12 protein-coding genes are annotated in these 11,890 nt (G+C 50.5%); 7 read left to right on the top strand and 5 right to left on the bottom strand.

From position 1 onward, the window contains the following. Positions 1-229 precede the first annotated feature (229 nt). Genes EKM91_RS06145 through sdaAA form a run of 4 tightly spaced genes read left to right on the top strand, consistent with a single transcriptional unit; the run spans position 230 to position 2,927 of the window. Positions 230-952: a PTS sugar transporter subunit IIC gene (locus tag EKM91_RS06145; protein WP_274379976.1), complete on the top strand. Its 723-nt coding sequence runs from the start codon at positions 230-232 to the stop codon at positions 950-952. Next, positions 924-1,310: a PTS sugar transporter subunit IIC gene (locus EKM91_RS14175; RefSeq protein WP_274379975.1), complete on the top strand. Its 387-nt coding sequence runs from the start codon at positions 924-926 to the stop codon at positions 1,308-1,310. The genes EKM91_RS06145 and EKM91_RS14175 overlap by 29 nt, the downstream gene beginning before the upstream one ends. 24 nt (positions 1,311-1,334) lie before the next feature. Further along, entirely contained in the window at positions 1,335-2,006 is a 672-nt protein-coding gene (gene sdaAB / locus EKM91_RS06140; protein ID WP_125751385.1) for an L-serine ammonia-lyase, iron-sulfur-dependent subunit beta, read from the top strand. Positions 2,007-2,033: 27 nt separating this feature from the next. After that, entirely contained in the window at positions 2,034-2,927 is an 894-nt protein-coding gene (gene sdaAA, locus EKM91_RS06135) for an L-serine ammonia-lyase, iron-sulfur-dependent, subunit alpha (protein ID WP_125751380.1), read from the top strand. A gap of 144 nt (positions 2,928-3,071) precedes the next feature. On the opposite strand, the gene EKM91_RS06130 is transcribed toward sdaAA, so the two are convergent. From EKM91_RS06130 to EKM91_RS06115, 4 genes are read right to left on the bottom strand one after another with little or no spacing between them, the layout of a single operon-like run. Continuing rightward, on the bottom strand, positions 3,072-4,256 hold the full coding sequence (locus tag EKM91_RS06130; RefSeq protein WP_125751378.1) for a metal-dependent hydrolase family protein: 1,185 nt from the start codon (positions 4,254-4,256) through the stop codon (positions 3,072-3,074). 21 nt (positions 4,257-4,277) lie between these two features. Beyond that, a complete protein-coding gene (locus tag EKM91_RS06125) occupies positions 4,278-5,456 on the bottom strand; it encodes a metal-dependent hydrolase family protein (protein WP_125751375.1) in 1,179 nt (392 codons plus the stop codon). A gap of 14 nt (positions 5,457-5,470) precedes the next feature. Next, positions 5,471-6,649 carry a metal-dependent hydrolase family protein gene (locus EKM91_RS06120; protein WP_125751372.1) on the bottom strand — a complete coding sequence of 393 codons (1,179 nt, stop codon included), beginning with the start codon at positions 6,647-6,649 and terminating at the stop codon, positions 5,471-5,473. Between the two features lie 16 nt (positions 6,650-6,665). Then, entirely contained in the window at positions 6,666-8,006 is a 1,341-nt protein-coding gene (locus tag EKM91_RS06115) for a M20/M25/M40 family metallo-hydrolase (RefSeq protein ID WP_125751369.1), read from the bottom strand. A 262-nt stretch (positions 8,007-8,268) separates the two neighbouring features. Between EKM91_RS06115 and EKM91_RS06110 the strand changes: the two genes are divergently transcribed. Both EKM91_RS06110 and EKM91_RS06105 read left to right on the top strand, forming a co-directional pair. Further along, a complete protein-coding gene (locus EKM91_RS06110; protein ID WP_125751366.1) occupies positions 8,269-9,459 on the top strand; it encodes a hypothetical protein in 1,191 nt (396 codons plus the stop codon). 22 nt (positions 9,460-9,481) lie between these two features. Further along, positions 9,482-9,955 (top strand): GNAT family N-acetyltransferase, encoded by a 474-nt coding sequence (locus tag EKM91_RS06105; RefSeq protein WP_125751363.1) that lies wholly within the window; start codon positions 9,482-9,484, stop codon positions 9,953-9,955. A gap of 165 nt (positions 9,956-10,120) precedes the next feature. Here the strand turns inward: EKM91_RS06105 and EKM91_RS06100 are convergent, their stop codons facing one another. Further along, entirely contained in the window at positions 10,121-10,789 is a 669-nt protein-coding gene (locus tag EKM91_RS06100; RefSeq protein ID WP_125751360.1) for a hypothetical protein, read from the bottom strand. A gap of 211 nt (positions 10,790-11,000) precedes the next feature. Here EKM91_RS06100 and EKM91_RS06095 point away from each other — a divergent pair, with 211 nt between their 5' ends. Then, positions 11,001-11,795, top strand: coding sequence for a hypothetical protein (locus EKM91_RS06095; protein ID WP_125751357.1), 795 nt, complete (start codon positions 11,001-11,003; stop codon positions 11,793-11,795). Positions 11,796-11,890 lie beyond the last annotated feature (95 nt).

Below are 11,890 nucleotides of genomic sequence, written 5' to 3'. Positions count from 1 at the left end.
CAGGTGTCTTTTTGTTATCTAAAAAGGGTCTAGCATCTCCAGTGTTGATTACTACCAACACCAAAAATTCTAGACCCGTTTTCATGAGCAGACGGTGGCGCTTGCCTAAAATGACTCACCGAATATCAATGTAAGCGGCTTCTAGGCATGTTATAAATTTCACGTGGTGACCGGCACCCAGCAGCGACACACTGCAAATCAAATATACTTCGTTGGAGGAGGCATTATCATGCAAATCGTATTAGGCGTCCTGATGTTGGCCGCCGTGATCGCGGTAATGACATTATTTACATTCAAGGCCCCGCACGGTAAAAAAGCCGTCAGCGCATTATCTGGCGCGGCATGTGCAACATTTTTACCACAGGCCTTTCTGAGTTACGCGATCGGCGGCGTGTTCCACGTCCAATTCGCACAACAAATTGGGGATATCATGGGTAACCTGGGTGGCTTGGCCGCCGGCACACTGGTTCCATTATCATTTGGGATCAGCCCTGTCTTCAGTGTTTTACTCGGTGTTTCCCTGTTGAAGGTCAAGCTATTACCGGCCTTCATTGCAGCATACTTAGTCAGCTTCTTGATCAAATGGATCGAAAAGAAGGTCACTGGCGGACTTGATTTGATCGTCGTGGTCTTGGTCGGCCCAATGTTGGTCAATGCCATTGCTGGCTTGATCACCCCAGTGGTCATGATGATCTTACACGTCATCGGCAGTGCGATCACGACCGCCGCCGTAACCAGTCCGATCGTCATGGGGGCAATCTTAGGCGGGATCATTCCACTAGTCGGAATGACGCCATTGAGCTCTATGGTCTTGACCAGTTTGATTGGCTTGACTGGGATCCCAATGGCCATCGGTGCATTATGTTGTACCGGTAACTCCTTCTTGAACTTCACCTTCTTCCGTAAGATGAAGTTTGGTGACAATGCGACCACGATCGCTGTCACCATTTGAACCACTGACTCAAATCGACATCATCGCAGCCAACCCGATCCCGATTTTCGGGGTCAACTTAGTCGCCGGAGCGGTCAACGGGATCATCGTGACGCTCTTCGGCTTGGTGATCAACGTTACCGGGATGGCAACGCCATGGGCTGGTTTGATCGTGGCATTCGGCTTCAACGATCCAATGAAGGTCATCATGGCCGTCTTGTTGATCCTGGTTGCAAGCACGATCTTCGGCTATCTTGGCGCGATCGTCTTCAAGAACTTCCCGATCCATACGGTTCAGGAATTGCATGCAGACGAAGCTAAAGAAGATGCCAAAAATGCTACAGACACCCAAGAGGGTGCCACCGATCTGGCACACTAGTCAATCTATACAGAGGCGATAGTAATGACAGCTACTACAGTTAATTACAAAAGTGTATTTGATATCATCGGCCCGATCATGATCGGCCCTTCCAGTTCGCATACCGCAGGCGCCGTTGCCATTGGCAAGGCTGCTCGCGAAGTCTACCGCGATGACCCGACTAAGATCGTGATCCATTATTATGAATCCTTTGCCGAGACCCACAAAGGTCACGGTACAGATTACGCGATCATCAGTGGGATCTTAGGCTTTGCTCCGGATGATGCCCGGGTACCAGACGCCGTAAATATTGCTGAAGAACGCGGCATTTCAGTCAGCTTCATCGAAGAACAAACTGACAGCCCGATCCATCATCCTAACACCGCAGTGGTTGAATTAAGCAATGACAAGCATGCCATTGAACTTTCCGGCTGTTCCATCGGCGGCGGGACTATCGAAGTCCGCAACATCAAGATGGAAGGCTACGACATCTCCCCAACTGGTACATTGCCGGTGATCTTGGCCATCTTTAAGACTCCTGAAGATCAAGATAAATTCAACAAGGATCTGGCTGAGATGTCGATCATCAATAAGACGCAAAAGTATCTTGGGTCTCAACGCAAAGATATGTTGCTCGAATATGAATTGGATACCCGCCTAAAGGCTGATCAGATCAAGGCCTTGAGCGCATTGACCGATGAAATGATCTACATGTAACCGAGTTCAACGAGGGGAAGTCATATTATGTATATGAGTATTGAAGAATTAGTTGCAGATTCAGTCTCTAAGAAGCAGCCGATCTCTGAACTGATCATTAACCAAGAGTGCGAGAAGTCTCACAGTTCCCGTGAAGAAGTCTGGCACGAAATGGAAAAGAACCTTGAAGTGATGCGTGCTGCCGTCGAAAAAGGCGCGCATGGCAAAGGGGTCTTCTCCAAGACTGGTTTGACCGGTGGTGAGGCTGCGATGCTGCGCAAGTACCGGAAGAATCACGTCACCTTATCTGGTGATTCGATGGTCGAAGCCGTGCAAAATGCGATCGCGACCAACGAAGTCAACGCTTCTATGGGTGTGATCTGTGCGACCCCTACCGCCGGTTCTACCGGGACTTTACCAGGCGTTTTATTCATCTTGGAAAAGCGCTTGGGCTTATCTGATGAAGACATGGTCCGCTTCTTATTCACGGCCAGTGCCTTCGGGATGATCGTTGCCAACAAAGCGATGATCGCTGGTGCGACTGGCGGCTGCCAGGCTGAAGTCGGGAGTGCTTCTGCCATGGGTGCAGCAGCGGCTGTCGAAGCAGCTGGCGGCTCAGCACAACAAAGTGCTGAAGCCTTCGCGATGGCAATGTCTAACCTGCTCGGGTTGGTTTGCGACCCAGTTGCCGGGTTAGTGGAATTACCTTGTGTCAAGCGTAATGCGGTCGGCGCTGGGAACGCCTTGATCGCAGCTGACATGGCCTTAGCTGGGTGCACGAACAAGATCCCTGCTGACGAGGTCATTCAAGCAATGAAGACAGTTGGTGAAGGTTTACCAAAAGCCTTACGTGAAACTGGTTTGGGCGGCTTAGCCGGCACCCCTACTGGTAAAGCAATGAAGGAACGCATCTTCGGCAAGAACGAACACGTCGCCAGCTGATTCAAAGCGTTTGCAGTGTGTCGAAAGGACCGTCTTTGACGGTCCTTTTTTCATGGGCTAAAAATAGCCATCAAAAAAGCACGCCGGCTCGCCCTCCAAACTGGAGGCAGCAAACCGGCGTGCTTTGTGAGCAACAACCGCGAATCAGTAAACGCGCTTGCCGTACTTGTAAACCGCCTTATCCGCTTGTTGCACGGCCTTGACGTCTTGCAATGGGTCTTGATCGAGCACTAAGAAGTCAGCGTACTTGCCCGCTTCCAAAGTCCCGTATTCTTGATCGATCTTCATGAGTTTAGCAGAGTTGACGGAAGTCTGGAACGCTTCAAACGGGGTCGCGCCTTGTTCAACCATTAATTCCAGCTCAACCGGCGTCATGGTGAAGTCGTTGAATGGCGTCCCGGCATCCGTCCCTAAGGTCACTGGCACACCGCGCTTCCAAGCGTGCATGATGTTTTTGTACAGATCATCCAAGGCATCAGCAGCCTTTTTGATTTCCCAATCAGGGATCTTGCCTTGCGCGTATTCTGGGATCGCCCAATCAGCAACCAGCGTTGGGGTCAAGTAGGTGCCTTGTTTAAGCATCATATCGACTTCTTCATCGTTGACGTAAAAGCCGTGTTCGATCGAATCCACACCGGCTTTGATCGCATTCAAAATCCCTGGGTTGCCTTCAGCATGCGCTGCCACGATGCGGCCCTTATGATGGGCTTCTTCAACGGCAACTTTGATTTCTTCAGTACTCAACTGCGGGTCATCCATGAAGTCCCCGGCGGTCATAACGCCGCCAGTAGCCATGACTTTAACTGCCATGGTCCCTTTTTTGAGGCCTTCACGCACCGCTTTGCGCATTTCGTCAGGAGAATCGACCAAGTGACCAAAGTTCGGGAAGTCGCCATGCCCACCAGTCATCGAATAAGGGCGGCCAGAAGGCAAAATATCAGGCACTTTGGTCAGCTTGCCTTCTTTGTACATTTTATCCAAAGCCAAGTCGATATCATAAGAAGACCCGCATTCCCGGATCCAAGTGACCCCGGATTTCAACAAGTCGTGCAAATGATCCACCGAACGCACGGAAGTTTCGACCACGTTGGCGCCAGTACCGCCATCGCCAGTCGTCGGATCCATCGTGATGTGAGTATGGCAGTTGATCAAGCCTGGCATCACATACTTGCCATCAAGATCAACGCTGTTGTCAGCGGCTGGAGCTTTGCCAGTGCCGGTAGCTAAGACCTTGCCATCGGCATCGTCAACGGTAAACCAGGTGTTAGCCGTCACGGCATCAGAAGTCCCGGCGAAGAAGTTCGCGTTTGTAAAAGCTGTAGTTGTCATATGTGTTGCTCCTTTATGAGTTTAATATTGGCGTTGGCCTTGGAGATAAACGGCTTTGTCTGTTTGTTGGAAAGCCTTAACATCCTGCATCGGATCAGCGTTCAAAACTAAGAAATCTGCGTACTTGCCGACTTCCAAAGTGCCATATTCGGAGTCGACTTTCATCAGCTTCGCACCATTGACAGAGGTATTGAAAGCTTCAAACGGCGTCATTCCTTGCTCGACCATCAGCTGCAATTCCACTGGGCTCATGGTGAAATCATTGAACGGCGTCCCGGCATCCGTGCCTAAAGTCAGCGGCACTCCGCGTTTGAAGGCATGCATCAAGTTGTGGTAGAGATCATCCAACGCATCGGCAGCCTTTTTGACTTCCCAATCCGGGATCTTGCCTTTAGCAAAAGTCGGGATCGCCCAATCGGCCACTAAAGTTGGGGTGATATAAGTACCTTGTTCAAGCATCATATCCACTTCTTCGTCAGTGACATAAAAACCATGTTCGATCGAATCCACGCCGGCTTTGATCGCATTCATAATGCCAGGGTTGCCTTCAGCATGCGCTGCCACGACCCGGCCTTTATGGTGAGCTTCTTCAACGGCTACTGCCATTTCAGCCGTTGACAGCTGCGGGTCATTCATGAAGTCGCTAGGCGTCATGACCCCGCCAGTGGCGATCACCTTGATCGCTTGGGCCCCTTTTTTCATTGCGGTGCGCACGGCCTTGCGCATTTCGTCTGGCGAATCGACGACATAAGCGGTGTTAGGCAAGTCCCCATGGCCGCCAGTCATAGAAAACAGCTTCCCTGATGGCATGATCGTTGGCACCTTGGTCAATTGCCCATCAGTTTGCAATTGCTTTAACGCGATATCGATATCAAAGCTGCACCCACATTCGCGAATATAGGTCACGCCTGATTTCAACAATTGATGCAAGTGGGCCACTGCCCGCACGGTCGTTGGCACGACGCCGGTGGCAGAACCGCCATCACCAGTCAACGGATCCAAAGAAATATGCGTGTGCACATTAGTCAACCCAGGCGTCACATATTGACCGCCTAGATCCACCACGTTATCAGCTGCCGGTGCCTGACCGGTACCAGTTGCCGTTAGTTTGCCATCATCACCCACGGTGAACCAGGCGTCTTGTTGCACAGTGGCGCTGGTGCCGGCGAAGAAATGACAATTCTTGAATACTGTTGTCATACCAGAAACTCCTTTCAATATTGCCGCTGCCCTTTCAGGTAAACGGCCTTATCTGCTTGTTGAAATGCCTTCACATCCTGCATCGGATCCGCATCAAGCACCATGAAATCCGCATACTTGCCAGTTTCCAAAGTGCCATATTCATCATCGACATGCATCAACTTGGCGCCATTGACGGATGTGTTGAAAGCTTCAAACGGGCTCATCCCATTTTCGACCATCAGCTGCAACTCGATCGGCGTCATGGTGAAGTCGTTGAACACGGTGCCGGCATCCGTTCCTAAGGTGATCGGGACCCCGCGCTTGAAGGCATGCATGATGTTGTGGCATAGATCATCATAAGCATCCGTGGCTTTTTTGAGCATCCAAGCTGGAACTTTGCCTTGCGCATACTTTGGAAAGGCCCAATCAGCCACGATGGTTGGTGTTAAGTAGGTGCCTTGTGCCAGCATCAAATCGATTTCGTCATCGTTAACGTAAAACCCATGTTCGATCGAATCCACGCCCGCCTTGATGGCATTCATGATGCCAGGGTTGCCTTCTGCATGACAGGCGACCACGCGGTGTTTATGATGGGCTTCAGTAACTGCCACTGCCATTTCGGCCGTTGACAATTGCGGATCATTCATAAAGTCGTTAGGGGTCATCACCCCGCCGGTAGCCACTAATTTGATCGCTTCGGCACCATTTTTCATCGCCGTGCGCACGGCCTTGCGCATTTCATCTGGTGAATCCACCACATTACCGCCATGCGGCACATCCCCATGCCCGCCAGTCATTGAAAACAACCCGCCAGCCGGCATGATCGTTGGGACTTGTTTGAGCTGACCGGCTTTTTGCATCTGGCGTAAGGCGATATCGATATCATATGTACACCCACACTCGCGAATATACGTCACACCAGATTTCAATAACTCCCGCAAATGCCTCGTCGCCCGCACAGTAGAGGCGACCACATTGGCACCGGCGCCGCCATCGGGTGTTTGAGGATCAAGTGAAATATGTGTATGCACGTTAAACAATCCAGGTGCGACATAGCCGCCTTGCAAATCAACGGCGGTATCTGCTGCAGGCGCAACACCAGTGCCAGTCGCGGTTAGCTTGCCGGCATCATCGACGACAAACCAAGCGTCGGCTTGCACCGTCGCATTGGTCCCGGCAAAAAAATGACAATTCGTAAATACTGTACTCATTGCGACGCTTCTTTCCTTATACTCGCGCGTACTCTTCCAACAACCGGATAATGTAATACGTCCCTTGCTGATAGTCAGCCACCCGAACGCTTTCGTTCGGCGCATGCGGGCCGGAGCCGGCATAGTTGACGCCCACTAAGATGATCGGCAAATGCAAGGCATCATCAAAGAATTTCGCGGGACCGCCGCCAGGCATCATCGGTACAAACCGGACTTGGCCATCACCGTAAACTTCTTCGCCAACTTGTTTGGCAAGTTGCAAATGCGGATCATTCAAGTCTGAATGAAAGGCATCTTCGCCTAAGTTGTAATGCAGCCGCACATCAGAATAACCATTTTTATCCAATTGTTTTTGAATCAGCGCGGCGATTTTCTCTGGCTTTTGGCCGGGTACCAAGCGGCAATCCAGTTTGGCTAAGGCTGATTTTGGCACGATCGTCTTCAGCCCTTCACCTTCGTAGCCAGAAGACAACCCATTAATGGTGATCGTCGGTGCTGCAGCTGCGGCTTGCTTAGGATCATCCGTGATGAAAGGCCGCTTCAAGCCATAATTTTGCTTGATCGCCTCCCCATCAAAATCCATCGCCGCGATGGCTGCTTTGCTGGCGGCATCCAGCGGCGCCACATCATCATAAAACCCGTCAATGTGGATCTGGTTATGGGCATCGCGCAGTGATGCTAAGGCTTGTACCAAGCGCCAAGCGGCATTATCAACATATGCGCCTAGCGATGAATGAATATCGGCATCTGCCGTTTGGACATTGAGGTCAAACGAAACGATCCCCTTCATCCCAGCCGTGACTTGGAAATGCTCGGCTTCATTTTTGCCGCCAGTTTCCCAAATACAAGCGTCTGCCGTTAATTGATCGGCATGGGCTTTGACATATAAACCGACATGCGGACTGCCAATTTCTTCTTCCCCTTCAACAAAGAACTTCAAATTGACTGGGAAGCCGCCATGATCCTTGAGCCACCGCAACGCGGTCAGGCGATACATCAATTCCCCTTTGTCATCCGCCACACCGCGGGCGAATAATTCGCCATCAACGATCGTGGGCTCAAAAGGTTCGGTATGCCATTCCGCTAATGGCTCTGGCGGCTGCACATCATAATGGTTGTAAAACAACACGGTTTTATCGCTATTGCCGGTAAACTCTGCAAACACGACGGGGTTGCCGCCTTGATCATGCCACTCTTCGACCTTATCTGCGTCAAGGGCGGCAAACGCATCCTTGACCCAATCGACGGTCTTGCGAATGCCTTTATTCTGTGCTGAAATTGTCGGGATCCGAAGGTAATCCTCCAGCTTCGGCAAATAGTCGACGGCAAATTGTTCGACTTCTGTTTGTCTGCTCATCGCAATGACCCTCCTTCAACTGTTCGTTTTTTAATATAGTTCTCATTTTGAGAATCGTCAACCGCAATTTCTCATTTTTGATGCACCAATCACAGAATTTAGGAAAATCTGTTTTGCGGTGATGACAGTGCCTGGATATAGGATGAAACCGCGGGTTCCAAGCCAAAAATGATGAGAATTTCTGGCGAAGTTATTGACATTCCTGAAATTAGAATTAGAATTAGCTCCATATTCTTAATATTTTCTAATACGGAGGGTCACTATGAATTTTCTTATTGCCTTTGCAGTGGTCATGGTTTTCATGACCGCTGGTGAGTGGATTTCCACTGTCACCAAAGCTTTTATTCCATCAGTCTTTATCACCGCGGTATTATTTGTCATCGGTTTTTGGACCGTGATGCCAAAAAACATCGTCACCACTGCTTCATTCAATAGCAGCTTCATCAGTATCTGTATTTCACTTTTACTGGTGCATCTGGGCACCTTGATGAACCTGCGTGAATTGATCGCCCAATGGAAAGCGGTTTGTATCGCGCTATTAGGGGTCTGCGGGACCTTACTATTGACGTTGACCATCGGGACGTTGATCTTTGACTGGCGCACCGTCGTCGCCGCCGTTCCGCCATTGACCGGCGGCTTGGTTTCCGCCTTACTGATGACCAACGGCTTAAAAGCCCAAGGCGTCACTGCCTTAGTTACCTTGCCTGTGGCCATGTTTGTCTTCCACTCAGTCGTGGGCTACCCATTAACTTCAGTGCTTTTGAAACAAGAAAGCCGGCGTTTATTGAAAGGCTTTCGTGCTAATGGCAGCAAGCTTGATCCTAACGTACCAAAGATGCGCCGCGGTGCAGAAGAAACCACTGACAACCGGCCGAAGTTATTGAAACTGCCTGAAGCTTATCAAACCAGTGCTTTCATTATGGCACGAGTCGCCATCGTCGGTTTATTGGCTGCCGGGTTTGGTTTACTTACCAATAATGTCGTCAACTCCAACGTGGTTTGCCTGATCTTTGGGGTCATCGCTCACCAAATCGGTTTCTTGGAAGACAATGCGTTAAATAAAGCCGGCGTCTTCAACTGGTTGATGTATGGGTTACTGGCTTACATCTTCGGCCAACTCAGTGCCGCAACGCCTGACGTTTTAGGCGGGATCGTCTTACAGATCGTCGTCTTGATCGCTTTAGGGGTCTTAGGGATGTTCTTGGCTTCTCGGATCTTGGCGAAGCCTTTTGGGATGTCTTGGCAAATGGCCTTTTCCTGCTCTTTAACCGCCTTATTTGGTTTCCCAGCTGACTATATCCTGACTTCTGAAGTAGCTCGGGCCATGGCGTCTACTGAAGATGAAGAAGAATACCTTACGCAGCAAATGATGCCTAAAATGTTAGTTGGCGGCTTTGCCACCGTGTCTGTTGCGTCTGTCATCATCGCTTCGATCTTCTTGAAATTGATCTAATCGTTTGCTTTGGAGGTGCCTCATGCCAATTCGTCCTATTACCAGCCAAGATGATGCCGCAGTTGCCGCATTGGTCCGCTCGTGCTTACAAGCAGCCAAGCTTGATCAGCCCGGGACTGCCTATTTTGACCCGCAACTCGATCATCTCAGTGAATTTTATGCCGCAAACCCCGGCCGGGCTTACTTTGTTTTAGTCGACGCCGCTAATCAGGTGATCGGCGGTTGTGGGATCGGCGAATATCAAGGACCAGTGGCAGAATTGCAAAAGCTCTACATCGCCCCTAGTGCTCGCGGCCAAGGCGCCAGTCATCAGCTGATGCAAACTTGTGAGGATTTCGCCAAGCAAGCCGGTTACACCCAAGTCTACTTAGAAACCCATCATAACTTAGGCGTTGCCATCACGCTTTATGCACATAGCGGCTATCGGCAGCTGCCAAAGCCGCTGCACGCTGGTCCGCATACGACAATGGATTATTTCTTTATCAAAGACCTCTAACCAAAAAAGATGAGGCTGTGACAAAAAGCGGTTTTAGCCCATGACAAAAAGCGCCTTGGGGCCACGATTCGGTTTTAGAATCGCGGTACCAAGGCGTTTGTGTCGCTGGGTGTGGCTCTTTAAAACGCGACTAGCCGATGATCTCGTGGTCACGCTCTGATCTTTTTAAGCTTGTGCTTGCGGGGCCGCATATACTGCAGCGCCGGCAACTGTTTCTAATGGCCGCAGCTCGTCGCATAACTTGACTGCATCCCCAACGGCTTCAACCACCATCAACGCCATGTCGTCGCTCAATTGCGCCCCGCATTCGACGCGCAAGGCCAATTCATCGTTAGCGGCTAACTCGCGCAACTGTTGGTCATCATTCGTCAACAACAATACCCGTGTGGCCGTCCCGAGATCAAGCGTCACTGGGACCCCGTTGATCGCCGTCAATACTAACTTATCGGCCGCGCGCTGCGTCGTTAACGCCAAGACCAGTTGGTGCTGTGCTGATGCAACGGTCAACTTGGTCGTATCCGGCTGCTCAAGGTCTTTGCTGTTCGGCGCAAAACTGACTTTGATGCCTTCTTGGTAAGCATACTCGTAAATATTCTTGGTTTCAGTCAAGCTGGCGATACCTGCCATACCGGCGACTAAAGCCGTTTGCAATTCAACCGTCAAACTCGATTGCCGGATCCCCGCATCGAGATCAAAACTAATTTTGGTGATCGGGGTTGGCAATAGGCTCCTCAGCGCCTTTCCAAGGTTGAAAGCGGCGTCGATGTGTTGCTGAGTTGGTGTGATCGGGATGCGCCCGACGATATCAAAAACGCTATTCACCTGATTATCCATATTGATCCTTCCTCACTTTTGGTCTGTCCTTATTGTACCAAGTGATTCGGTGAAATTGATGAAAGCGCTATGTTTTCATTCACTTAATTGTGCCGTGTCCGCCTTGTAAAAACAGCCGTTTATAATTTATAGAATATAAATCTGTTTTTATTATGCCATTTCGATGAGAATCTGTTATGATATTGCTAACTATTCGAAAGGAGGTCTGAGTATGCGTCTACTCCCACTCATGATCACAAGCTTCGCCTTATTAACAGGCTGCAGCGTCAACGGGCAAGCGACTAACCCTAGTCAACCCGTCACCGTTTCGGCCCAGGATCAACAACTTTCACTGAAGCAGCGGCTCGCCTTAGTGGCGCTAGCCCCGGCAATGCAAGCCTCAGGCCTCGACACCGCCCATATTTTACAAAACCGGCTGCAGCTGACTGCTTATCGCTATCCGGTCAGCAAGGTGATCACCGATGCCCCCAAAACGGCGCAAGTCTACCAACTGCAGCTGCCAAGCGGCACCAGCGGCTATCACATGGTGTATCTCAATGGAGATACGGTGATCTTTGGCAATCTTGAAACAGCCACGACCGCTGCCAAATTTGCCGCAAACGGCACCCAAACGACCGTCACCGCACTGGCGAAAAAAACCGATGCTGGCAAGCTCCAAAACATGGTGAACTTGTTGACTATCGATACCCAAACTGCGATGCATCAAGCCACCACCAATACCAGCAAAGACACCGCTGCCACTTATGACGGTAAAGCGGATATGGCCAACATGACACGGCAAAAAGCGATCACTTGGGCGTGGAATCATTACCATCATGAATATCTGCATGATGATGCCGCCCATGTGTTAACGAACTACCAAGTCGAATGTGCTAAAGGCGCCGATGGAGCATGGACCATTGCCTTTCGCAAACCGATCACTGGCAGTGAGATGACGCAGCTGGCTGCTCAATATCAAATCACCGCCAGCGGCAAACTCCTCGCATTGATCGCCAATCCTGACTAACCCTTCACCAAAACAACGAGGCTGAGACCCAAAGCGGTTTTAGCCCACGATAAAACGCCTTGGGACCACGATTCGTTTTAGGATCGTGGTCCCAA

Source organism: Lacticaseibacillus baoqingensis (genome assembly GCF_003946165.1).
In the GTDB taxonomy this organism is placed as follows: Bacteria; Bacillota; Bacilli; order Lactobacillales; family Lactobacillaceae; genus Lacticaseibacillus; species Lacticaseibacillus baoqingensis.
This window is presented reverse-complemented; position numbering and strand designations above follow the sequence as displayed.